Origin of the sequence: Micromonospora sp. NBC_01796, assembly GCF_035917455.1 — a bacterium.
In the GTDB taxonomy this organism is placed as follows: domain Bacteria; phylum Actinomycetota; class Actinomycetes; order Mycobacteriales; family Micromonosporaceae; genus Micromonospora_G.
The window spans coordinates 5778995-5803561 of sequence record NZ_CP109078.1; the positions used below are offsets into that span (position 1 = coordinate 5778995).

Genomic DNA, 24567 nt, shown 5'->3' on the forward strand with positions numbered 1-24567 from the left:
GCAGCGAGAGATAGAGTACGGGCATGAGCTGGTGGCTAATGAAGATAGGTTGAAGCCTCAAGGGCACCGCGAACATCGCCTCATGCGTATGCGAATTGATGAATCGACAGGCTATCTCTCCTCCCGGACTCGACTCTCTGAGCTATTCAACGAGTTGATAGGGATGAGCGATGCGCTCACCGCCAGAGCGTCCTGGCTTCCTGAGTGTGTGTTGTGTGAATCCAAGTTGCGGTAACTGAGATCCGTTGCCTTCGGTTCTCAAAGGTGGTCCTCCTGGAGGTAGAGGATTTTTGGTTTTGGGTGAGTGTCGGTGGGTGGTGGTGTGTCCGTGGTTGCATCGGTATCCGGGGCGGCAGTGGACGCGATCCTGCACCGTGCCAAAACTCGTCGCACCGGATCGGTGTGGCCGCATACGCGGCCAACAGAGCGCCTTTGCCGCCGTCGCGATCCTGCCCGACGCGGCCAGGACCCACACCGCCACCAGCAGACTGGCTAGGCTCTGGCCGGTGAGGCGTTGGGTGAACATCCACCGCACGTGTGCGGCGGTGGCCGGGTCGGGTTCGAGACGCGTAAGTCGGCGACCCCATCGGGCGTGTGCCCGCTTGGGGTGGGGGCCGGCGTCGGTGAGCCGGTAGCCGTAGGGCGGCCGGCCGCCGAGGTAGCGTCCCTGTTCCCGTGGTTGGGCTCGCATGGCGTTGATGACCCGGAACCGGGAACGCTGCCCCTCGCGTTTCGACTGGGCGCCGAGCAGCATGATGAGCGCTTGGTGGGTCGGGTCGCGGTGGTCGACGGGCCCGTCCGTTTCGGGTAGCCACAACTGCACACCGTGCTGTTCGAGCAGTGGTGCCAGGTGTAGCAGTTGGTTGCCGGAGAACGCGCGCTCGTACTCACCGACCACGATCGCGTCGAACCCGCGATGCGGGTCCTTGAGCGCGGCCAGCAGGGCGGCGGACGTCGGCTGCTCCTGCCGCCAACTACGGCGGCGGGAGCAGCCGACGTCAAAGTATTCGGTGACGATCGTCCCGCGAGCGGCGATCAATTCGTTCGCGCAGTCCGGCTGCCACTGCCGGGACGTGACCGGGTCCTGGTACTCGACCGTCGACATCCGACCGTAGAACGCGAACCGTAGACCACCCCGCCAGCGGGCACGCGGCCGCGTACCCGCCTCCGACTGCTCGCTCAACCGTCGGGTCAACAGAATCCTCGAGTCCTGCACTCTGGTCGTCCGACATGCACCCCTTCATACCGAAGAATCTTCATAGGTGAGGCGGACGGGCGGCCCGCCTCCACCAGCGGCCTGCACGGTCGGCAGCGCGTGGTGGCACGAGTCCACGTAGGCGACCAGAAGTACAGCGCCACCACGGGATTCACCGCGACCTTCCAGTAGGACCCGGCGGGTGGCGACTTTCATGACGAACAGCACGTAGAGGTGCCGTAGGCCGATGGTGTCGAGGTAGAAGAGGTCGGTGGCGAGTAGCCCAGCCGCTCGGCGTTGCGGGCCGGCGGCACCAGCTTCGACGTGCTGTACGTCAACGTCAAGGGGGAGAGCGGCTACTTCGACCGTTCGCTGAACGTCTACGGCCGCGAGGGCGAGCCCTGCCACGAGTGCGGCTCACCGGTTCGGCGCGAGTCGTTCATGAACCGCTCCTCGTACAGCTGCCCGCGCTGCCAGCCCCGCCCCCGCACCGCCGCCGTCGGATGACGCCGGTGCGGGGCCGGGACCGGGTGCGGGGTCGAGAACGGGTCAGCCGTTCGGGAACGTGGTCGGCCCGCTGACCTGGACGAACCGATCGCCGTTCCAGCGGTACCCGCGTTCCTGCCGGGTCTGGTCGCCGTACCGCTGTTCGAGCGTCACCAGCAGGACGCCGCCGTTGACCCGGGCCGAGACGTAGTTCTCCCCCTGTGGTCCGGCGTAGCCGAGCCCGACCAGGCGGCCGTCCCGCTCGGTGACCACGAGCAACTGCCCCGAACCGTCACTGCTGTCGAGGTCGCTGTTCCGCTCGCAGTGGAAGTTGATCACCGCGTCCCGGTGCCCGTCCCGGTCGAGATCGCCGAGCGTGAGTGCCCGCTCGCGGACCTTGACCGTGACCGACCCGACCTTCGTCTCCTCGCCCCGGGTGGTGATCCGGCCGGTGGGGCAGACGGAGCCGGCGCGGTCCGCCGGCAACTGGACGGTGGCCCGTCGCCAGTCGACCTCGCGCAGGTCGAGCGGGGCCGGTGGGTCACCGGTGCTGCCGCTTCCGGTGGGCGGGACCGACCGGCTCCGTGTGGTCGGCGACGGACCGGTGGTGCCGGGTGTCGCGGCCGGGGCCAGCGGATCGGACGCGGAGGTGCCGGAACCGTTCTGGGTCAGGACCAGGCCGGTGGCGCCGGTCACCGCGAGCACGGCGGCGGCCAGCGCCACCCCGGTACGGCGTCGGGCGCGCTGCCGACCGGTGGCCGCGATCCACTCCGCCGGGGGCGGTTCGACCGACTCGTGCGCGCTGTCCCGGTAGGTGGTCAGCAGCGCGTCGAACCGGGACCCTTGGCCCAGTTGGTCGTCGGAGAACGAGTTTGCCATGATCGTCACCGCCCCGTCGGGTTGTCGTCTGCGGCTCGGTTCGGCCGGCTGGCCGAATCCGTCTCGGTCAGGTACGCGGCGAGCTGCGCCCGACCGCGGTGCAGCCAGGAGAGCACCGTGTTCTTCGGTACGCCGAGTTCGGTCGCGACGCTCGCCACCGGTAGATCGGCCAGGTGGTGCAGGACCACCGCGCGGCGTTGCTGGTCCGGCAGCCGGCGCAGCGCGGCCACCAGGGCCACGTGGTCGGGGCTTGGTGCTGATGCGACAGTCACCGGCCGCTGCTGGCGGAGCAGCCGGGCGGCCCGGGCGAGCCGACGTAGCCGGCTGGTGGCCAGGTTCCAGGCGACCCGGCGGACCCAGGCGAACGGTTCGTCGTACCGGCTGATCGCCGACCAGCGCTGCCAGGCTCGGATGTACGACTCCTGGACCACGTCCTCCGCCTCGGCCCGGTCACCGAGGTACGCGTGCAACTGCACCGCCAGCCGGCGGTACGTCGCCTCGTAGAAGACCTCGAACCCGTCCCGGCCACCGGACGAGCCGCGTGAGTTGTCCGGATCGCCACCGAGCGGTGTCCCCCGCGGCGACGACGTGTCGATCGCACCGGCGGGTGCCGGTCGCTGCCCCATCTCGTCTCCCTCCCAGCACCGCCCCGTGGTGGGGCGGCATGTGATGGTCACGCCGGCCCGGGGGCGTCGATTGCAGCACGCCGGGGTGGTGTCGCCGGCCCGACAGTGACGAGCACGGTCAGCCCGGTGTGCGCGACGTCAGCGCGGTCAGCGCGGTGGCTGGGGGCCGGGGCAGTTCTCCCGCCAGGCGTCCAGTTCCCGGTTCTTGCCGATGACGGCGAAACCGTAGCCGGCCGCGGTGGCGCAGTGCTCCTCGGACAGGCCCTCGTACTCGACCTGGAACACCGGTTTGCCGGAGTCGACGAACGGCAGCAGCTTGTCGCACTCGCCCCGGGAGAAGCACTCCTCGTTGACCGCGAAGTCGAACGTCGGCTCCAGCGCGGTCACCTGCGCCAGGTCGTTGGTCAGGCCGGGGGAGAGTTCGGCGTCACGGGCCAGCGCGGCCAGCCGCCGGTTGAAGACGAGTTGGTCGTCGAAGCTGAGCGGAAATCCGGTGTCGTGCGCGTAACCGTCCATGTGAGCCGGGACTAGGGCGCGTTTTATAAGTCCGGTCGGAGCCACTCTCCGATGGCGGTGATGGTCAGGACGGCCTGGTAGCGGACGGCGAGTTTGTCGTATCGGGTCGCGACGCCGCGGTGGCGTTTGAGGCGGTTGATGCCGCACTCGACGGCGTGGCGTTGCCGGTAGACGACCGGGTCGAAGCGGGGTGGGCGACCGCCCTTCGATCCCTTGGCTTTGCGGTGGGCGTCCTGGTCGGCTTTGCTCGGGATGCAGGCCTTGATCCCGCGGGAACGCAGGTGGGCTCGGTTGCTTTTCGAGGTGTAGGCCTTGTCGGCCAGGACGAGGTCCGGACGGGTCCGGGGATGCCCACCGCCGGGCCGGCCCACCCGGATCTTGCGTAGGACGGGGATGAACTGCGGGCTGTCGCCGCGTTGACCGGCCGTGAGGATCAGGGCGAGGGGTTTCTGACCTTGTTCACAGGCCAGATGCGTCTTGGTGGTCAGCCCGCCTCGCGACCGCCCGAGCGCGTGATCGACGGGCTCGTCGTGGATGCCGCCGGGTGGTTCTCTCTGCAGATGCCCGTCCCGGCGGGCACCGGCAGCGTGTTGGTGGGCGCGGCTGGTCATCGAGTCGATGCTGACGTCCCACTCGATCCGGCCGGCCGCGTCAGCGCTGGCCTGTAGCCCGGCGAGGATCTTCTCCCAGGTGCCGTCGCGCTGCCAGCGGCGGAACAGGCCGTAGATGGTGGGCCAGGGCGCGTACTCGGCCGGGACGTCACGCCAGGGTGAACCGATCCGGATCCGCCACCGAATCCCGTCGATCAGCTGCCTTCTTGTCCACTTCGGCGGACGACCCCGAACCGGCGCAGCGGGTAGCAACGGGGCAAGCGCCGCCCATTGCGCGTCGGTCAGGTCGTGCCGCCTCGTCACCGCTAGGGTGGCCACGAGGTCTCCGGTGCATGGTGCTTCTTGGTCGTTGTACCAAGTACCGGAGACCTCGTTGTCTATCGATCACCGCCACGCCGTGACCTCAACCTGCCCACCGTGCTTTATGAAACGCGCCCTAGGAGCCGTTCGGAGTTTGGATCTTGGTGGGGTGGGTGGTGTGCTGGCCGTGGCTGGTAGAACTCGGTGGTGGCGCGTTTCGATGTGACGGATGCCGAGTGGGTGTTGATCGGGCCGTTGTTGCCGGTCGCGGCGACGGGGCCGTTGCCGCGTCGGGTGCGGGACCAGTTCAACGGGATCCTGTGGCGGTTTCGGACCCACGCTCTACTCCCGGTTCAACCGCTGGGCCAGGGCCGGGGTGTTCCAGGACCTGATGAACGCGTTGATCTCCGAGGCCGCGTCGCGTGGGCTGGTCGGGCTGGAACTGATTAGTGTGGACTCCACCGTGGTGAGAGCGCACCACGAGTCACATCGTGGCAATGACGAAAGCCGAGGGGCGGTAGGGCACGCGCGGAGCCGTCGGGGGCCTGGGTCGCCGGTGGTTGTCGGGGATGGGGTCCTGCGCGGCGCCGGACACGCTGACCGCCCCTTCTCCTTGCCCAGTTGGCGCTGCGGCAGCCTGATCTGATGGCGCAGGGCAAGAATCTCCACATCCTCGTCCCGATTGCTCATCGGCAGCATCGCGAACGCCTTCGTCGCGCTCAAGTACGCCAGTCGGCGCAGCACGGCTGCCCACCATGCCGCAGTGATCACCCGGCCGGGTGCAGCGCCAGCACCGGTAACCTGGGCCGACCAACCGGTACCCCGGCTTCCACCAGGGCGGATGACGTTTTCGGCAGGGTCAGGGGCAGTCTGACACGTCAGCCGGCCTCTGTCGGTGAAGCCACGTCGGCGTGCGCCGGTGCGGCGACGGCGGTCCGGGAAACGGCCAGCAAGCATGGCGATACAGCGGATGCTTGACGCCACGGAGTTGGACAGGATCGAGCCGTGGCTGTCTTCCTGACCGAATTGGACCCGCGCGCGCGTATCAAGGGATCACGGGACGGGCTCGGCGCCCAGCCTGTTTGGTCGGCGATGGGACGCCCGCTGATCGGCAATCTGACGACGGTGACCACCGACCTGTCCGCATTCACCACACTGCTGGTCGGTCTGCGGCTTGCCGAGATCGATCCGGGCGAGGATGACGCGCAGCGGTGGGCGGCGTTCCTGGTGTGGGAGCAAATGGTCGGCTACGTCCGGCACGCCGTGTACGGCGATCGCGGGTTCTTCGGACGCCAGCGCGTCGCAGCCCGCGCCGAGTCCGCCCGCAGCAACGGCGGAAAGGTGCGTTTGTCGGCCGACCCCGCGTACCAGATCCTGAGTAACCAGAAGACCGACGGCCTGCTCGGCAACTACGTCGCGCCGGCGAGAGCGTCCGGGCTCGTCGCCCCTGGCTCGCCGGCCCGTCTCACGCCCGACGCGGCGGCGTTCGTCGATGACACCTACCTGCCCCGACTCGCTACGGCGTGGGGACGCGACGCCCAGCACCTCACCCGGGCACTCAAGCAGCAGTCCTACAACTTCGACCTGCGCGACAATTCACGGCTCGCGGCTGTGGCGGCCGTGTTCGGCCCGGTCTTGTCGGCGCAGGAGCGGGACTTCTACCGACATCACCTGATCGACGGCGGCTCGCTGGACCCGACCGGTGGCCGGCAGGCGCGTCTCGCGTCGCTCATCGAGGTCCGGCCCCGCCCGTCCGCCGGGCCGCTCGGTCCCTACGTCGCCCGGCTCGCCGAAGACGCCGAGGGCCGGGGTTGGGTGGACGTGTCCGAGCAGTTGCGCCGCATAGCGGCGTGCGAGTCGGTGCTGGCGCCGGCGACGGTGCTGTTCAGCTACCTGCTCGGCCGCGACGACGCCCACCTCGACACGGTGGTTGAGGACCTGCGCGCGGTGTGGGGCGACCGGCTGGAATCGGTGCACGAGCGGGCGGCGGCGGTGCTGCCCGACCGGCAGTGGCGAGACATCGCCGACGGCCTGGCCCAGGGCGACTGGCGGCGGTTGACCCAGGCCCTGGCGCAGCGCAACGCCGCGGTGATGCGAGAGCGTGGGGGAGGGCTCGCCTGGCTGGAGGTGACTGACGGCGACCGGCTGCGGGTACGGTTCCGCGACGAACCCGTCGACCTGCCGACCGCGGACGGGATACGTGACCTGTGGTGGTACCCGTACTTCCTGCCGTCCCTCATTCGCCTCGTCGCGGCGACGGGAGAGAACGCATGAGCGACCAGATCCCGAAGGCGGTGCTCACCGAGGCGCTGCGAGAGCGGATCGGCGGCCGGCGGACCCTCGCTGCGGTGTTCTGCACCTTCCGCTTCGAGCCAGGCTTCTTCGAACAGGAGATCCTGCCCGTCCTGTTCGACCTGCCGTTGCAGCAGGCGCCCGCTGTCCGGCGCCTGCAGCTCGAGGACGCCCTGCGGCCGCTCGCTGGGCAGGTGGCCGTCTACTACGACCATGGCGCCCTCGTTGTCGGTGACGGCACCGCATGCCTGGATGTGCGTCGAATCCCGGTGCGGCCGACCCGCGGCTACTTCCATCCCAAGAACGCGTTCATCCTTCTCGAGGACGAGGACACGGGGGAGCGGGCCGTAGTGGCACTGACCGCTTCGGCGAACCTGACCCGGGCGGGCTGGTGGGAGAACGTCGAATGCTTCCACCTTGAAGAGATCGCCGAGGGCGGTCGGTCTCGCACATCCACCGACATACGGCGCTTCCTGCGCCGGGTGCGTACCCTGGCCAAGCACCACGGCCCGCACGACGCCTCGGACCAGGTGCAAGCCTTTTTGTCCACCGTGCAGCCGATCACCCAGCGGTCGGTCAACCAGGTCCTGCACCCGCACTTCATCGTCACTGGTAGCCGCAGCGGGATGCCACTGGTGGACCAGCTCGACGACATCGCCGGGCGGCGGCTTCGCGGCGCGAACCTGGAAGTGCTCTCCCCGTACCTGGACGATGCGGACACCTCGACGCCGCTGGTCGCACTGCTCGACCGGTTCCAGCCGCCACAGTGGCGCATTCTTCTGCCGGAGGAACGCGGCCTGGCCCGCTGCCGCACCTCTCTCTACGACTGGGTACAGAGGCACGGCGGCCGGTGGGGCCGGCTACCCACCTCCCACACCGCCCGCGGCGGAAAGCAGGCCAGCGGCGCCGCCGCCGCGCCGCGAGCCGTCCACGCGAAGGTGTACCGCTTCTTCACCGACGACTGGGAGATCACCCTCGTCGGCTCGTTCAACCTGACTAGTCCCGCTCACCAGGCCGGGGGGAACGTCGAGTCCGGAGTCCTCGTGGAGGTGCCCACACCACGCCGGCCGCGTTTCTGGCTGGAGCCGGTCAACGAGCCCCCGACCTTCGCGCCGACGTCCGCCTCCGAGGACGACCGTGGCGACTTCGACGCGATACCGCTCGCGGTCCGCTACGACTGGACCAGCGAGACCGCTGACGTGCTGTGGGACGCCGCCAGCGTCAGCCCGCCGCTGCACGTGCACCAGGCTGTACCCCTGTTCTCCCTGCCACCCCTGAAGCCGGCCACGTGGACCGCGCTGCCCGCCGACGACGCCCGGAACCTGGCCGAGCGGCTGCGCTCGTCCAGCTTCCTCACCGTCGTCGACGGTGACCGCCGCGCAGTTGTACTCGTCCGCGAGACCGGCATGGCCCACCGGCCGTCCCTGCTGCTCGACCTCACCCCGGCGGAGATCCTGCGCTACTGGTCGATGCTCAACCCCGACCAGCGGGCCGCCGCCATCGCCGCCCACGGCGCGAGAGTCGACGATTCCGGTACGGAGGCACTGCGCCTACCGGCAGCGAAGACCGTCGACTCGATCTTCGACCGGTTCGCCGGCATGTTCCACGGCTTCGGCAGCCTCACCCGTACCGTCGAGGAGGCACTCGCCGACGGCCGCGCGGAACACGCCCGCTTTCTCATCTTCGGCGCCAAGTACGACTCCCTGCCCGTGCTGCTCCAGCGGGTGGTCGACGACAAGGACGGAGACCTCGTGGAGCGCTACCTCACCGTGCTCTGCGCCCACCAGGTCGTCGACCGGATCCGCCGGCACTGGCCACAGTTCTGGGCGTCCGACCCGCTCGGGGCGGCGCGCCTGCACACGGCACTCACCACCCGCGCCCAGCTGCGGGAGCAGATCGCCGTACGCAACGACGCCGACATGGTCGACTTCCTCGACTGGTACGAGAGCCGCTTCCTCGACGACTGCGCAGAGGCGCCGGCATGAGACTGACCATCGACACCGCCGCCCGGCTGCTGGACTTCGACCGGCTGATCAGCAACGAACAACGCGCCACCGACCAGCTCGCCGGCGCGGTCGCCGTACACAACATCCTCCACGAGCACACCGTCGCCTACCTCGCCGACGAAGTGGGCATGGGCAAGACCTACGTCGCCCTCGGGGTCGTGGCGCTGCTGCGCCACTTCCAGCCCGACCTGCGGCTGCTCGTCATCGCCCCCCGAGCCAACATCCAACACAAGTGGCAGCGGGAACAGAACGTCTTCACCGCGAACAACGTCCGCCTCGACGACCTGCGCGTCCGCATGCCCGACGGCCTGCCGGCGCGGCCGCTCGTGCACTGCGACAGCCTGATCGAGCTGCTGGAGGAGACCGCCGTCGCCCCGGACCGAGACTTCTTCGTCCGCCTGCCCAGCTTCAGCCTGCCCCTGCGCCAGGACCCCGCACAGCGCCGACCCTTCCGCGACCGCCTGCGGCGGCAGATTCCATGGCTGCCCGACGAACTGGTCGACCTACGCGCCAACGCCGAAGTCGTCAAGGACCGCTTCGCCCAGGCGATCAACGCCGCCCTTCCCCACTTCGACCTCGTCATCGTCGACGAGGCCCACAACCTCAAACACGGATGGGGACCCCACGCCTCCGCCCGCAACCGGGTCCTCGCCACCGCCCTCGGCCGCCAGCGCGACGACATCGCGGCGAGCCTTCAGCACGCCTACGGCGCGCGCGCAGGCAAGGTCCTGCTGCTGTCGGCGACCCCCGTCGACGACGACTACCGACAACTCTGGAATCAACTCGACCTCCTCGGTCGCGGCGGACCGTTCGCCGCCCTACGCGCCGCCGACGCCACCGAAGACCAGAAGCGGGACGTGACGGGACGGTTCCTGATCCGGCGCGTGACCTCCCTGAAGGTCGCCGGCCAGCAGCTCACCAAGAACCTCTACCGGCGGGAGTGGCGCCAGGGCGGCCTCACCGTCCACGACGAGCCCATCCAGATCACCGACGACCGGCAACGGCTCACCGTGGCGCTCGTTCAGAAGAAGGTCAGCGACCTCCTCGGACACGAACGCTTCGGCGCCCGGTTCCAGGTCGGCATGCTCGCCTCCTTCGAGTCCTTCCTGCAAACCAGCGGCGCCACCGGGCAGCAACCTGACGACCCCACCGACGACGAGCAGACGCCGAACTTCGACGGCGCCGACCAGGCCACCGACGTCGCCGAGCGGCAGGGCGCCGACGTGCCCATGCTCGACGAACTCGCCCGCGACCACGCCCGACGGTTCGGACGCGAGCTGCCGCACCCGAAGATGGACGCGCTCGTTGACGCCCTGTCCTCGTCCTGGCGCGACGGGCACAAGGGCCTCGTCTTCGTCCGCCGCGTCGCATCGGTCGCGGAACTGAAACGCAAACTCGACGACGAGTACAACGACTGGCTCATCACCCGACTACGGGGGCGCCTCCATCCCCGCCACCACGGCGCACTCGACACCGCCGTGGCCGACTACCGCGACCACCGCTCCCGGCACACCGTCACCGACAACAACCAGCCAGACAACCACGACGAGGACTCCGGCGGAGACGACACCTTCTTCGCCTGGTTCTTCCGCGGCCGCGGACCCGACACCGTCATCAGCGGCGCACGAATCCAAGAACGCTTTCGCAACCTCGGCAGCCCACTCGGCATCTTCTTCGACGACAACCACGTCATGGACATCCTCGACGCCGCCCCCGGCGAGGTGGTGAGCCGCCTCGCGGCCGCACTCGGCGAAGACCCTGAGAAGGCCCATCACCTGATCCGGGAGCACTCCCGCCATTATTTGTCAGAGGCGAAACAACCGACCAGGGGAGCCCGCTTCGACGCCGCGCAAGCCGCGGCCCTGGAACTGCTCGCCGCGACCACCGGCCCACAGCGGGCGCGCGCCGAGGTTGCCTGGTGGGAGCTGTATCGGCCGCGGAAGCAGCAGCGGCCTGCCGCAGGCGCAGCCGAAGCGGACCTGCTCGAAACCCGTACCTTCTTCACCGAACTCCGCCGTCGTAGCCGGCTGCGCTCCGTGCTCTGGCCGCAGCCCACGGGGGACAACCTCACTGCAGCCTTCCGGGAACAACACCAACGCGGCCAATTGCTGTCCGCTGCGTCCCGGCTCGGTCACGCCTTCCTCGACCTCTACACCATCGTCACCGACCACCTGCGCTCACTCAACCCCAGCGAGGGCATGGAGCCGGGCACCGAACTCATCGCCGCCTGGCTCGACGAACTCGAACGCCAAGCTCACACCACCGCCGGCAACTGGTCGGCGTACGACGAGCTCAAGAACCTCGCCAGGCACCACGACCTGATCATCGACACGACTCTGCCCGAACTACGCCGCGCCGACCTACGAGAAACGTCGACCCACGTCAGTCGGCTCCTCACCGCGCAGCAACCGGTCGCCGGCATGTCCGGCCGGGTCAACCGTCGCCTCGTGCAACAGTTCCGCCTCCCCGGCTACCCGCTCGTGCTGATCTGCACCGACCTGCTCCAAGAAGGCGAGGACCTGCACACCTTCTGCTCCCGCGTCTACCACTATGGCCTCGCATGGACCCCGTCCGCCATCGAACAACGCATCGGACGCATCGACCGCATGCGCTCCCAGACCGAACGACGCCTGACCAAACCGTGCGACACCGTGAGCGGAGACGACCTGCTTCAGGTGCACTACCCCCATCTCGCCGATACCATCGAGCGCCTCCAGGTACGCCGCGTACTTCACCGCGTCAACGACTTCCTGCGACTGATGCACGAGGGCCTCACGACGCCTCCGGCCGGCGACGGGCACCTCGACATCGCCTGGGAGGCACTGGCCGACGACGGCATACCCCCAGTGCACACCGAGCCGCTCGTCACGTCCTTCCCCGTCCGCGCCCAACACCTCGCCGGCCGCGACCGCCCCCTGGCCGTCAACGAGTCACGCGTACAACAGCACCTCGACCGATTCGCCGCGCTGGCTGACAGCAACCTCCACGGCGTTACTGTGGAATGGGAACGCCATCAACCAAGCCGGAACACCCGGCTCGGCACCATGATCCTGAACACCGGCAGCCGGCAGCCCTTCAGCCTGCACCTGAGCCATGACAGCGGTCACCTCGTGGTCCGCTGTGTCACCCTTGTCGGCAGCATCGAGCGCGATGAGCAGTGGCGGCAGTTCGGACTACGCAGCGGTACCACCCCGGCGCGGCTCGGTGTCGTCCGCACCCGCGGCGGCAGCTACGACCTCACCGTCGAAGAGGACGTGCCGCTCACTAGCCGCCGGCACGACCGAGCCCGGGTAAGCGCCTTGCTGGACCGGGTCGCCGCCCTCGCCGAGGATGCGGAGCGGCAACACCTGCCCGATCGTGACCGGCTCCTGACGGGAATCGGTTCGGGGTTGCGGGGTGTTCGGCACCGCGCTGAGTGGCGCACGCTCTGCGATGCGGAGGACATGCGCGTCCGACGACACGGTATCGTCGTGCGATTCGCCAAGCAGCGTTCGCACACCGTCCAGATACAGGACCTGATTGACGCCTACCTCGTGACCGCCGTCATCGCCCACCACGACGACCTCGCCCACCAGCCTTCGACGGCGCGCAATGCCTGGTTCCAGAACCGCTACAGCAGCCTCGTGGGCTTCCGGGTGGCAGCAGACGGTCACCTGGTGGCCCAGGGCTGGACCCCGAAGGACGGGCTCACCGCGAATGCCTTCCAAGCAATCGTCCGCGCGGTGGCCCGTCAGGCCCACCGGTACGAGTTCCGGCTCACTGGCGCCGCAGGCGACTACTGATCCGAGGCGGCTATGCCTGTTCGCGGCCCATTTGTTCGAACCCCAGCGGGCATATGGCTGGCCGCTGCGGTGAGGGCCAGGTTGTCGAATTGTCTGATCGAGTGGGCGGTGCTTCACCAGTCGCGTTGCCGGTTGTTACACCAGCCGGGCCTTGGGCTCCGAGCGCTCATCGGGCCGGTTGCCGACTCGAGCCAGGCGGTCCGTCCCGCGTCGTTGAGGCGCAGCAGCCAGGCTAGGCCGTCCTTGACCGCCTGTCGCCACTGCTGAGCGGGCTGTCCGGCCGTACCGACTCCGGCCGCCACGGCGTCTCGATCGACCACACGTCTGCAAGACCGTCTGGCCGGCAGCAGTCAGAAAGCCGCACAACAGTTCGGCTTCCGGATGGCCGCCGAACCGGTCGCAGGATTGGGCATGAGCAGCCTGCGAGGGCCAGCCATGCTCAATCCTGCGACATGGACGTCAAGCTGCACGTTCAATCGAGCAATCAGCATAATTGCAGGTCGGTGGCGATTCTGATTGTGTAGTTGAGGTTCAACTCGGGCCTCGGACACCAGTTTTGGTGGAGCTTCACCAGGCATGGACCAGATTCGATTCTGTACTGGTATCTGCCCCGCATACGTGCGATAACAGATGATCCGGGCGTCGGCGGCCTGGGCGCAGTTGGCGTGTTGCGCCGTTTCCGCGGTTGGGCTGGTCATGACACCAACCCGCCGCTGCGACCGCGAGCGACTCATCGGCGTGCTCATACCGACCCCGCTTCCCGACAGACCGCGCCCCGGTCCGGCGCCGCTGCCGGTGCTGCCCGCACCCCGTTCGTTGGCGACCGCCGCAGCGGACGAGGTCGTGATCGGTGTGGCGCGTCCGGACCGATCCGGCCGGGTGACCGAACGCGGCCTGCTGGACGCGTTGCGCTGGCCGGCGGGCCACCGTATCGACATCCGTCCGCACAGCGGAATGCTCGTTGTCGCGTCAGCGCCAGCCGGACAACACGTGGTCGGCAGTCGAGGGGAGCTGCCGTTACCGGCGAGCGTTCGGCAGATGTGCGCGTTCGTGCCCGGGCAGCCGCTGCTGCTCGCCGCTCTGGTCGCCCACGATCTGTTGGTGATTCATCCAGCCAGTACCGTCGTGCGGTTGCTGGCTGATCTTCACGCGCAGGTCGTCGGTGGTCGTCGTGGTTGCTGATCCCGCCCGCGTCGCTGCCGCGCGGCAGTTGCTGGCCCATTTGGGCGTCACCCTCGCCGATCTGCAGGCTGAGCCCGGTCCGGGGCTGCCGACGCTAGCTGAGTATCTGCCCCAGGTTGTCGCTGCGGCCGGGCCGGGGACCCGCCGTACGTATGGCACGTACTGGAACCGGATGGCCGCCGTCTGGGGCGACCGTCCCTTGGACGCGGTCGCGGCCAGTGACATCGAGGCCATGCAGCGACAGGCTGCGGCGACTGCCCGGTCGCGGCGTAACAGCCGTAGTGGTCGTCACGCGGGCGAGCTCGTGATCGCCGCTGCGCGCGCCATTTACAACCGGGCCATCGCCGACGAGCTCATCGATCCCGCTGCCAGCCCCGCCCACCGAGTGGTCAAACCCCGCCGACTACCAAGCACCCGCCGCGCACTGACCCCCGACGAACTCGAAGAGATCAACCTTGCCGCTCGCACCAGCGGCAACGACGTCATCCTCGACGCACTGGTGCTGCGTCTGCACACCGAGACCGCCTGCCGCCGCGGCGGCGCCCTCGGGCTACGGCTGACCGACCTGAACACCGACCGCGGGCTGGTGCGGCTGACCGAGAAGGGCGCCACTCTGCGCTGGCAACCGATCACCCTCGACCTGGCCGCCCACCTCGACGAACACGCCCGCATCCGCGGCGCGGTACTGCCCACCGACCAACTGCTTCGCTACCGCAACGGTCGGCCGATCACCAGCCGCCGTTACGACCACCTGTGGAAACGCATCGGCGAGCAACTGCCGTGGGTAGCCGCCCAGGGCATCTCTACCCACTGGCTACGCCACACCACCCTGACCTGGGTCGAGCGCCACTACGGCTACGGCATCGCCCGCGCCTACGCCGGACACACCGACTCCACCGGCCCAGCCACCACCACATACATCAAAGCCGACCTACAAGCCGTCGCGGCTGCACTCGCCGCCATGACCGGCCAACCACACCCACTCGCTGCCGCTGTGGACCGCGCCTTCGGGCCGTGAGGGCCACCCGAACGGCCAGCGTCGGCGAGTTGGCGCCTCGGTGGTGGAACAGATCCACTGGCTGGGTTCGTTCTGGGCCGCAAACCCCTCATCGAATCTTGGGGGCTGGGTCACCTCTGACGGTCAGCAGCGCTGCTGGCTGCGGGCGGCGAGACCTAGGCGGGCTCCGCGAGGTGTCGATATCGAAGAAGCTTGCGACGATCCGGCCGTGGCCGGCGGACGGACGAGTCGCGACTGTCGCTAGAGTCCTCAGCGTGTTCGCGAGAGACCTGCCGAGCGTCGCGTGACAGCCACCGTCGCAAGGGCCACCGAGATCCGCCTCCGGTCGATTCGGTCGCACGAAGGGAGTCAGGCGCGGGCGTGGGAAGAGCTGGCATACCAATTACGACCGCCGGTCGACGAAGGCCACGTCGAGACGCGCAAGACTCGCGCGCCTGATGCTGGCGTCGAGTGGTACGAGGTCTACGCAGACGGGCACCAGGAGGGCTTCCAGGCGAAGTTCCATGCCACGTTGTCAGATGCGCTTAGCGGCATGCGTGAGTCTGTTGAAGCGGTCTGCACCAAGCGGCCGAAGCTGACGAAGCTGACCTTCGTCGTTCCCTACGACTTCACGGACTCTGGTACGGCGAGCACCAAGACAGACCAAGATCGATGGGATGAGGCGGTAGCCCGATGGCGCACCGACTTCCCTCTAGCGAGCCAGATCGAGTTCGCTACGGTTCGCGCCGGCGACATCATAACCAAGCTGACATTGAAGGAGCATGCCGGCCGCCGCGAGTACTGGTTCGGCGGACTGGAGATCACCGACGAGTGGTTGATGCACAGGTTCGCCGAGTCAACCCGCGTGGCAGGTGCGCGTTACACACCCGAGGCCGATTCCCCGACCTCCATCAACGACGTCATCGATGGAGTTACGTGCGGCCCGACGTTCATCGCCGAACTCCGCGTGCTTACCAAGAATGCCATTGCTGCCGCGAGGCAGGATGTCGGCATTTGGGGTGCTAGCGCCGCATTAGCAACAACTTTGATCAACGAACTCGATGAGGTCTACCGAGCGACCCATGGCGCCACCGATAGTGGTGACAACGTCTTACCGGGCATCGCTCCTGATCTGGCGGGAACCGCAGCACTCACAAGCAAGATTCTCGATCTCGCATACCTCCACTGGGAGAGTTTACCGAGTTATGGGCGGCGAAACCTTGATATAACCATATCTGCATTGCAGGCTCTCCGAACCCTCACTACTGGCAGCGCGGCCAAGGCCCTGGCAAGTCGAGCATTCGCACTGGTCGGGCCAGCAGGTCAAGGCAAGACACATGCCTTGATGCGCGCGGTCGACGGCTGCTTGGAGCGCGGTGTGCCCGCTATCGCGATTCTCGGCCAGCGACTGAGCGACAAGAATTGGTGGCCAGCGGCCGCAGAGACGCTCGGCGGTGTGGCCGTTGGCAGTGATGAATTCTTTCAGGCACTCGACTCCTTGGCTGAAGCACGCCAGTGTCGTGCTTTAGTCGTGATTGACGCTATCAACGAGTCCCAGTCTCCCAAGCGATGGAGGGACGAACTGCCGGCTATGCTCGCGCATTTCGAGAAGTACCCCCACCTCGCGCTCATCGTTTCGTTTCGAACGGACTACCGGGACGTGGTGGGGGCACCGGCGTCGCTCCTAAAGGTCCGGCATCCGGGCTTAGCGGGCATGGAATCTGAAGCGCTGGCGGCGTACTGCAAACTGTTCGGCATCCCGGTTCCATCCAAGGGCCTCTACGAGCCTGCGCTGAGTAGCCCCCTCTTCCTGCGCATGTACTGCGAAGTTATTGCAGCAGAACCCCATGGCAGTGCGGCGGCGCCTTCACGCTCGGACCTCTTCGAGCGCTACGCCAAGGTCATTGGCAAGCGGGTGGCGAGCAGGCTCGACTTGTCCCCGGCGAGCACGGCCGTCTCGACCGCACTGACGTACGTTGTAGACCGAATTTTGGCCAACGGTGGGAGCCCTGTTCCTCGTGACCTGATCGAGGAGGAGGTGGACGCATTCTTCCCTGGACAGACTTGGCCAAACACCCTCTTCCAACAGATGGCGAGCGAAGGTCTGATCGAAATACAACCGACATATGACGGGACAGAATCCGTCACACTTTCATTCCAAGCCTACTCCGAGCATCTCCTTGCCAACCGCCTACTGGCGTCAGTCGATGCAGAGGTGAGGTCATGGTTCCGCCGGCTCCTCCCGCTCCCGCGAAAGGCAAAGAGGCGGCGAGCTCTGGCGAAGCGCATCGCTGACGCGCCATGGTCTTGGCGATCGCTAGCGGTGACGCTCCCCGAGAGAGAAGGTCGCGAACTGATCGACCTCCTTCCTCTAGAAATGGATGATTTCCGATTGCAGGAGGCTGTACGTGAGAGCTTGACCGACCGTGCAGCCTCAGCGTTTGGCTTGCGCGCATTGGAACTGCTTCATCAACGTCTCACCGCAGACTCAGACGGTAACGGGAGCGGCGTGGAGACCGTTCTCGCGCTCGCGCCGCGCGATGGACATCCAGGAAACGCGGATTGGCTTCATGCCCAACTTGTCGGCGTCAGCATGGCTGATAGAGACGCTTCGTGGTCGATCGCTACTTTCCGGGTCGACCAACACTCCGACGCTTTTCGTCGGCTGACCCGCTGGGTAGAGTGCTTCGCAGGTGCTGCCATCGAGGAGGAGGTGCGGCTTGCGGCAATAACCCTCATGTGGCTACTCGCGTCGCCCAATAGATTCCTGCGGGATGGTGCTTCGAAGACTTTGGTAACGCTTATGTCGCACCGATTGAAGATAGCCGCGTCTCTCATTGCCACAGCGCAACAGGTCGATGATCTTTACGTTCAAGAACGAACACTCACCTGCTCATACGGTGCAGTCCTTGTTGCCGGAGACGCTGACCTGGAGGGTGTTCGCTCGGTGCTCGAAGCAGTCACCTCTTGGGCTCGATCAGGCCTTCCCGTTGACGTCCTAGCGCGAGACTCCGCTCGGGGCATCGCCGCCTGGTGCTCCGATCGAAATTTACTGCACGCCGATTCCATGTCAGACTTCGCTCCTCCATATGGAGCGCCGCCGCCCGAGGAGCCTCCGACACGCGAAGACCTCAAGGAAGCCTGTGGTCCGATCAAGGACGCCGAGGGCAACTACACCGCTTGGCGCGCATCGTCGATTCTGCACTCGTGTCTTGACTGGTACGGCGACTTCAACAAATATGTCGTGAAGGGCGACGTGGAGTTCTTCAGTTGGTATCCGCTATCTGGTCCGGCTCCGAGTAAAAAGGATCATAAGGATCCGACTGATGAAGTCGACGTCAACTGGGCAGGACGGTGGATCGCTAACCGCGCAATCTCTCTCGGCTGGACCGCGGAACGCTTCGAGGCATTCGAGCGCAATCACGACCTCAGGCGCGGACGGGAGGGGCATAAGGCCGAGCGATTCGGCAAGAAGTACCAATGGATCGCTCACAGGGAGCTGCTTGCCCGGCTCGCAGACAACTTCCACCCGGCATACGAGAGGTGGCACAACGGCCAGAACACGTATCAGGGACCGTGGGTCTGGTACGGACGCGACTTCGACCCGACCCTGCCACCTAGCTTCGTCATGGGTGAGTCCCAGGTTTGCCGCATTGCTCGTGACGCAACAGCAGATTGGGCGACGCTCCGCACGCCGGAGATGGACATCAATGCTACTCCAGACGAATGGGTTGCAAAGACCGACGACCTGCCCACTGCCGCGTCGATGTTCTCTTGCGCTGACCTGTCTGGTCGCAAATGGGTCGCGATCCAGCGCTACTCGACTTGGGATCGCGACAACGCGCAGCGAACCGGGATGTCGCGGCGGGAACGTGACCTCTTTTTCCTACAATTCTCGTGGCTCGTTCCGCGGGGTGGAGGAGTCCAGGTCTACGAATTCATCAAGCGAGCGGGCCTGTCTGGCCGGCGAATGCCAGAAGCGAGACGTACTCACCACCAGTACCTCGGTGAGGGGGCATTTGCGCCCATCGTCTCGACCGCCGAGGTCGAGCTAGATGACTACGACACCCCAAGCAAGCTGCGGAACGTCGGTCTCCGACCACGGCCCGCGGCGGAGCAATATCTGTGGGAAGGCAACACCCTCGACTGCTCCATCGATGAGTCCGTTGACTTCTACGCGCCTACTCCAGAGCTACTCGGTCGCGCTCGATGGGTTGGCCATCAGGCAGCCTGGTCAGTCGATGGACAAGTGGTGGCTCGATCGATTGAGTTCCCGGACGGTGAGAAAGCACAAGGCGCCCTGTTGGTCGACGAAGAGTGGTTGAAGACGAGGCTTCGGGACCTCGACGCCGACATGGTGATCGGCACACTGAGCGAACGCCATGCCCTGCCGATGGACGATGACGACTACAGGCGCATGGCCTCCTCCGATGTCTGGTACGTGGCGCTCGTGACCTCTGATTCGGACAGCCGAGAAGTCGGCCCCCTCCTCAAGGTTCGACGCCAAGTCCGAGACTCGGTTGGATCGGCACAAGCGGAACAGATCCCTCCGGAGGAGCCGTTCGACCTGGCATCGACCTAATTGGAACTCCGCCCCTTCGGAATCTGGCGCATCACCGGACCCCCGCCACACTGCCGGACAGTTGCGTTGACGGCCTGCGGGCGCCTACCGTCGACGCATGAACACCTGTTTCCGGCAGGTGTGCTGGGTACGTGTGGCCGAGTCCCCCCTCGGACACGTACCAATACCCCACGGTGCGCATTGAGATCAATCTCGGTGCGCACCGTTTGTGCGTCCGGATGGTAGATCAGTCGGAGTCCGAGTTGTCGGTAGACCTCGGCCTTGTCGGCGGGGTCGGCGTCGCCTAGCACGGTGACCATGTCGCCGAGTGTCTGCACGAGGGACGTGATTTCGTCCCGCGTCATGCGACCGGAACTGGTGTTCGTTTGTGCTCGTAGGTCGGCTTCGGCGCGGGCGCGGTCGGCCTGGGTCTGGGTGATCCATGCGGTGACCACCGCGGGGTCGGCCCCGGCGTCGAGGGTGGCCCGGTAGCGCTCGAGCTTGGCGTCACACTCGGCGATGATCGCCTTGGCTGCTGCGGCGAGGGCAGGTGGGTGTTCGGCGGGCTGGGCGTCGGTGATCGCGGTGATCCTTCGTTCGAGGCGGTGTGGGGTGAAGGCGGAGGCCAGCCAGGTGTCGAGTGCGTCGGTGAGGGCGTCTTCGCGGAGGTAGACGTTGCGGGGGTGCTCAATCTGGTTGGCGAGCGCGTACTCCTGGGCGAAACGGCGGCGGTAGTAGGCGGCGCCGTGGTTGTACTGACCTTGCATTCGTCGGTCGCACGCGGCGCAGTAGGTCTTGCCGCGGAAGATGTATGGGTTTCGGGTGCGGTGCGTGACGTGTTGTCCGCCGGTCCCTCGGCCGCGTCGTTTTAGGAGGGCCTGAGCCTGTTCGAAGGTGCTGTCGTCGATGAGTGGCTCGTGGATGATCCACTTGTCGGTCGGGTTCCAGCGAAGGACACCTGTGTGGCCCATTGCCACGTCGTCGACGTCGAGGAGTACTTCGTCGGTTCGCTGGTTGTTCATACCTGCCGACCGGTGTAGCGGGGGGGTTGGTCAGGATGACGCGGACGGTGCTCTTGGACCAGGCGATGCCGCTTCGGTGCCGGTTACGGGCACGGTCGTGGGCCCGAGGGACAGGGATGCCGGTCAGCGGTGAGCCCTTCGGCGATGGCGAAGATTCCGCTGCCGGTGAGGGAGTCAGCGCAAGATTGCCAATACTCGAGCTGACGAAGTTCCACCGCGCCACTATCGCGGACCAGCATCGGCACCAGGCGGCGCGATCGGCGCACAGCCGCGCCGGACGACCGGCGGCTGGCCGCGCTCGGGCGACGACACTCGTCCAAGCCGGACTCGACGACCTCGGCCCTCGACCGGACCTCGCTGCTCGACCCCAAGGAAGTTCCGTGGCACATCGCCGAGCCGAAGCCGCTGGGGGTGGCGATCGCATCCCCGATCCGGTCGGCCAGCCGGACGCTACGGTGCACCACATGGGTTTCGACGTCGGCGTAGGGCTCTTCCTCTGCCATGACGAGGAGGACGAGGCGGTCTGGCCGCGTCAGGAGAAGGAACGGTTCCTGGACGAGGTCAACGCCTGCCTGCGGCACCACGGACTGCCCGACCATCGAGAGCCCCGATCGATCGCCGAGATCGACCCACCACTGCCCCCGGAGACCGACCCATGCTTGTTCGGCGTGTCGATGGGCTCGTACTCCTCGCACTCCCAAAGGGCCGAGCGGTTGGCCTGGTTCGCCCGGTACGTCGCGGTCCGTGGCACGGCACCACCCGCGCGATCGTACGAGCCGGAGCTGCACGACGCGTACGACGAGCTGCCCGACCGCCGGTTGACCTTCGACCACCTGCTCGCCACCTGCGGCGACAGCGTTGTCGTGCTGCCGCGCTCGCTCGACCAGGTGATCTACGACCACTCGTCGGGCGAGTACCGCTGCCTGGTCTCGGCGCACCGGCTGTGGGCCGAATCGGTGGCGCTCGGGTTCGTGCTGCGCACCGGCGACCCTGACGGGGACGATTCGCCCGTGATCGACCGGACCGCCGGGCTCCCGGTGCGGGATCGATCGTTCGCCGCCCTTGACGCCCGCGTCCCCGAGGACGCCGACGCCTGGGAGCACTGGCTCGACGAGTCCGACCTCTGCCGTCGACTGCGCCAGACCGCGGCCGAGGTCCTGCGTACGGGCGCACTCGGCCTCACCGGGTGAGCCTGCCCGACCGCGCTGTACCGGTCGGGCCCACCCACCCCTGGTCAGGGCGAACCTATCGTGACGAGCCACGCCAGGTGGCGTGGCTCCACATGTAGGTCAACGCCGCCGCGCACTCGGCCTCCACGCGGCGCAGGTCGTCGGGGGTGTGGTGATGACCGACGAACCCCAGTTCTTGGTAGACCTTCAGAACCCGATCCGCCTCGGCTCTGAAGCGCGCGATCTCGTTCTCGAACCGCTTCCTGTCCGAATGGAAGACCGCGGCATACAGCTCACAGTTCAGCCGCTTGGCGCGCAGGGACGCATCCGCGGCACGGGCGATGCTCTCCTCGACCTCCCGCTCGACGCGCTGATGCTCCTGCGCCACCGCACGCACGGTTCGGTAGTCGGTGACGACGACCGGTACCTGCACGGGGGCGAGAACTTCGGCGATCTTCGACGGCTGGCCTTTCGTCGGGTCGAGGCGACGGTAGAGACTCGCCGCGAGCTCTGCGGTCCTGAGGGCATCAATACCGCCCACCGCTTCGTAGATCCCGGCGCGGTTGTAGAGCAGCGCCGCCAGCACCCGGAGGTGATACGGATCGGACCCTTCTTCCTCTTCGAGCAGGCGCACCGTCTCCTCGGCCAGGAGGTTGGTTCGTAGCGCCGTACGTAACCGCCCCGCCGCCATCGCCCGGTTACTGCGTCGAATCAACCGTTGCAGGCGACGCCTGCGATGCCCCGGGGAACCCCACACGGTCCGGACCTCCAACATGTCTCGGCAATCCAGGGATGCGGAACCCCGGAAAGGCCCGATCCGCACCACGGCATCACCGGCTGAGCGTTGTCGATATGTCGACCACCGTACGGCTTGTCGCCAGCCGCTGCACAGTCCCGATGACTCCCTGGGGTCTTCGGCGGCTTCCGGCGGCCGGGGCAGACTGAGGATCCACGAAGCTGGCTCACCCCTCCGTCGGGGGAGCCAGGTGATCGGGTCGAGACCTGGAGGTCACGGTATGGGCATCGACTACAGCTTCCAGGTGTACGTACACCGACGTGACGCCGGGCGCCTGCTCGCCGAGGTCGCCGGGCTCTGTGACCCGGTGGAGAAACGGCGTACGACACTGGTCCTGCCCGACGGCACGTCGGTGGCGTTGCCGGGCACGCACGACTTCGAAGCCGACCGTACGGTGGAACTGGCAGACCTGGTCGCCGGCCGCGCCGGGTCGAGTTTCGACCTGTCGCTCTGCTTCCCGCCGGACGGCCCGCTGCTCGGCTACCGGGACGGTGGGGACCGCCCCGCCGAGGTCACGCGCGCCTGGTCGGACGGTACGACCCGGATCATGGTGGGTTACGTCTACCTGATGGTTTTCGACGGCGGGTCAGTCCTGCCCGAGCACGGGATGTTCGACTTCACACCGGCCAGCAGTTCGCAGAGTCGGCTGTTCCTGTCGTCCCCGTCGGTCCGGGACGCCTTCGCGACGATCGCGGTGTCCGCCTCGGCGCCGCTGTGCCTGCTCGACGTCGGCGAACGGTACAAGATCGTCGTGACGGCGCAGGGTCGGCGCGTCTCCACCGAGGTCCCCGGGCCGTGCGTGCTCTGGGACGATCGTGCTCCCGGAAACGAGGCGTACCACGAGTTGTCGGCGCGGCTGGCCGGGCAGTCGTCGGAGACGCCGCCGAGGTGGATCATCGGCCCGAAGCACGAGAACTACCGGCCGGTCCTCGACACTCTCACCCCGACCGCGGGGTGACCGCGGGAATGCCGTACTCACGGGCCACCGTCGGACCGTGGGCCATCACCGTACCGGTCTCGGTGACCAGCGCGCCGGCAGTAGCAGCCGCAGTACCAGTCCGCCGGGGGTGTTCGGATAGGAGCGATAGGGCGGTGCCGGTTCGGTTGGCCCGCTCGGGCGAGGCAACGTTGGCAACGACCGGACTAGCTCAAATAGGTCCGGGACGGCGCGCGGCAGGAACGTCAACGACCATGCCAGAGCTCTGATCTCGTGGCGCGCGGTCACTTGCCGTCCGTAGGTCGCCGGCACCCCGCGCGCCACGTACCTACGCCTCGCCGCGGGCGGCCTGCGTCCCGCTGCCGGTGTGGCGTTGCTGCCGATATCGTCCCGCGGAGACGCCGTACTCCCGTTTGAAGGCGTTGGCAAAGGCGTACGCCGAGCCGTACCCGGTGCGCTGGGCGACGACCGAGAGCGGGACATCGGTCGTCTCCAGCAGGTGCGCCGCCGTGGTCAGCCGCCACCACGTCAGGTACGTCAGCGGCGGCTGCCCGACCAGGGCGGTGAACCGGCGGGCGAACGCGGCCCGCGACAGGCCCGCGTGCGCGCCCAGCGACTCCACGGTCCAGGGATGTGCGGGGCGTTCGTGCACGGCCCGCAGTGATCGGCCGACCACCGCGTCGTCGAGAGCGACGCACCAGCCGGTGGCCGATGGCGACGACGCGCGGTCGATCAGGTAGGCGCGGACCAGGTGGACGAAGAGCACGTCCAGCAGGGCGGGCAGGACCAGATCCGTCCCGTACGCGTCGCCGGCGATCTCGGCGCGTACCAGATCGATCGATGTTTGCAGGCCGGGGTACCGGTCCGGGTGGGCGGGGAGGCTGACGATCTCCGGAAGGCTCTGGAACATGGGGTGCGGACGTGCGCGGTCCAGCTGGTAGGCCCCGGACAGCACGTGCGCGGTGCCGTCCAAGGCGTTCGCGGCGTTCTCCAGGGTGTGCGCGGTGCCGTGCGGGAGCAGCACCGCGTCGCCGGCCACCAGCGTAGACCGGGCGACCCGGATGCTCCCCGCGGTGACCACGTAGAACCGGGCACCGTCGAAGAGCTCGACGTCACCCCTCCACGACGGCTCCACCGCGACCAGCGTCAAGGAGGGCCGGCCCACCCGCATGGCGCTGATCGCGTCGCTGAGAACATCCATGGCCGGATT

The 24567-nt window shown here is 67.4% G+C and carries 17 protein-coding genes and 1 pseudogene; 9 read left to right on the top strand and 9 right to left on the bottom strand.

Annotated features, from left to right (window positions below):
• Nucleotides 1–142 precede the first annotated feature (142 nt).
• Nucleotides 143–1105 (bottom strand): recombinase family protein, encoded by a 963-nt coding sequence (locus OIE47_RS26435; protein ID WP_326557206.1) that lies wholly within the window; start codon nt 1103–1105, stop codon nt 143–145.
• Between the two features lie 384 nt (nt 1106–1489).
• On the opposite strand from OIE47_RS26435, the pseudogene OIE47_RS26440 reads away from it, so the two are divergent.
• Nucleotides 1490–1702 (top strand): annotated as a pseudogene (locus OIE47_RS26440) (zinc finger domain-containing protein); the annotation flags it as partial.
• A 42-nt stretch (nt 1703–1744) separates the two neighbouring features.
• Here the strand turns inward: OIE47_RS26440 and OIE47_RS26445 are convergent.
• The 4 genes from OIE47_RS26445 to OIE47_RS26460 form a co-directional block, all read right to left on the bottom strand.
• Nucleotides 1745–2560, bottom strand: a complete 816-nt coding sequence (locus OIE47_RS26445; RefSeq protein ID WP_326557207.1) for a hypothetical protein — start codon at nt 2558–2560, stop codon at nt 1745–1747.
• Nucleotides 2561–2565: 5 nt separating this feature from the next.
• Nucleotides 2566–3186, bottom strand: a complete 621-nt coding sequence (locus OIE47_RS26450; RefSeq protein ID WP_326557208.1) for an RNA polymerase sigma factor — start codon at nt 3184–3186, stop codon at nt 2566–2568.
• A gap of 147 nt (nt 3187–3333) precedes the next feature.
• The gene (locus tag OIE47_RS26455) at nt 3334–3747 is read right to left on the bottom strand and encodes an endo alpha-1,4 polygalactosaminidase (RefSeq protein ID WP_326557209.1); all 414 of its coding nucleotides are present in this window, start codon (nt 3745–3747) and stop codon (nt 3334–3336) included.
• Complete coding sequence (locus OIE47_RS26460) at nt 3726–4616, bottom strand: IS5 family transposase (protein WP_442792132.1); 891 nt, start codon at nt 4614–4616, stop codon at nt 3726–3728. Before OIE47_RS26460 ends, OIE47_RS26455 begins: the two co-directional genes overlap by 22 nt.
• 1002 nt (nt 4617–5618) lie before the next feature.
• Here OIE47_RS26460 and OIE47_RS26465 point away from each other — a divergent pair.
• The 6 genes from OIE47_RS26465 to OIE47_RS26490 all read left to right on the top strand — a co-directional run bounded on the left by OIE47_RS26465 (nt 5619) and on the right by OIE47_RS26490 (nt 19454).
• Nucleotides 5619–6887 (top strand): hypothetical protein, encoded by a 1269-nt coding sequence (locus OIE47_RS26465; protein ID WP_326557211.1) that lies wholly within the window; start codon nt 5619–5621, stop codon nt 6885–6887.
• Nucleotides 6884–8890: a hypothetical protein gene (locus OIE47_RS26470; RefSeq protein WP_326557212.1), complete on the top strand. Its 2007-nt coding sequence runs from the start codon at nt 6884–6886 to the stop codon at nt 8888–8890. The genes OIE47_RS26465 and OIE47_RS26470 overlap by 4 nt, the downstream gene beginning before the upstream one ends.
• On the top strand, nt 8887–12693 hold the full coding sequence (locus tag OIE47_RS26475; protein ID WP_326557213.1) for a helicase-related protein: 3807 nt from the start codon (nt 8887–8889) through the stop codon (nt 12691–12693). The genes OIE47_RS26470 and OIE47_RS26475 overlap by 4 nt, the downstream gene beginning before the upstream one ends.
• Before the next feature lie 696 nt (nt 12694–13389).
• Nucleotides 13390–13875 carry a hypothetical protein gene (locus tag OIE47_RS26480; RefSeq protein ID WP_326557214.1) on the top strand — a complete coding sequence of 162 codons (486 nt, stop codon included), beginning with the start codon at nt 13390–13392 and terminating at the stop codon, nt 13873–13875.
• Complete coding sequence (locus tag OIE47_RS26485; protein WP_326557215.1) at nt 13856–14893, top strand: tyrosine-type recombinase/integrase; 1038 nt, start codon at nt 13856–13858, stop codon at nt 14891–14893. Before OIE47_RS26480 ends, OIE47_RS26485 begins: the two co-directional genes overlap by 20 nt.
• 283 nt (nt 14894–15176) lie before the next feature.
• On the top strand, nt 15177–19454 hold the full coding sequence (locus OIE47_RS26490) for a hypothetical protein (RefSeq protein ID WP_326557216.1): 4278 nt from the start codon (nt 15177–15179) through the stop codon (nt 19452–19454).
• Here OIE47_RS26490 and OIE47_RS26495 read toward each other — a convergent pair.
• A complete protein-coding gene (locus OIE47_RS26495; RefSeq protein ID WP_326557217.1) occupies nt 19451–20455 on the bottom strand; it encodes a hypothetical protein in 1005 nt (334 codons plus the stop codon). The genes OIE47_RS26490 and OIE47_RS26495 overlap by 4 nt on opposite strands.
• A 464-nt stretch (nt 20456–20919) precedes the next feature.
• Here OIE47_RS26495 and OIE47_RS26500 point away from each other — a divergent pair, with 464 nt between their 5' ends.
• Nucleotides 20920–21645 (top strand): hypothetical protein, encoded by a 726-nt coding sequence (locus OIE47_RS26500; protein WP_326557218.1) that lies wholly within the window; start codon nt 20920–20922, stop codon nt 21643–21645.
• Between the two features lie 55 nt (nt 21646–21700).
• On the opposite strand, the gene OIE47_RS26505 is transcribed toward OIE47_RS26500, so the two are convergent.
• Entirely contained in the window at nt 21701–22258 is a 558-nt protein-coding gene (locus OIE47_RS26505) for a hypothetical protein (protein ID WP_326557219.1), read from the bottom strand.
• Between the two features lie 382 nt (nt 22259–22640).
• Here OIE47_RS26505 and OIE47_RS26510 point away from each other — a divergent pair, with 382 nt between their 5' ends.
• Nucleotides 22641–23378 (top strand): hypothetical protein, encoded by a 738-nt coding sequence (locus tag OIE47_RS26510; RefSeq protein ID WP_326557220.1) that lies wholly within the window; start codon nt 22641–22643, stop codon nt 23376–23378.
• On the opposite strand, the gene OIE47_RS38065 is transcribed toward OIE47_RS26510, so the two are convergent.
• Together OIE47_RS38065 and OIE47_RS26515 are read right to left on the bottom strand one after the other, a co-directional pair.
• On the bottom strand, nt 23359–23424 hold the full coding sequence (locus OIE47_RS38065; RefSeq protein ID WP_442792187.1) for a hypothetical protein: 66 nt from the start codon (nt 23422–23424) through the stop codon (nt 23359–23361). The genes OIE47_RS26510 and OIE47_RS38065 overlap by 20 nt on opposite strands.
• Nucleotides 23425–23685: 261 nt before the next feature.
• Entirely contained in the window at nt 23686–24558 is an 873-nt protein-coding gene (locus OIE47_RS26515) for an AraC family transcriptional regulator (protein ID WP_326557221.1), read from the bottom strand.
• Nucleotides 24559–24567 lie beyond the last annotated feature (9 nt).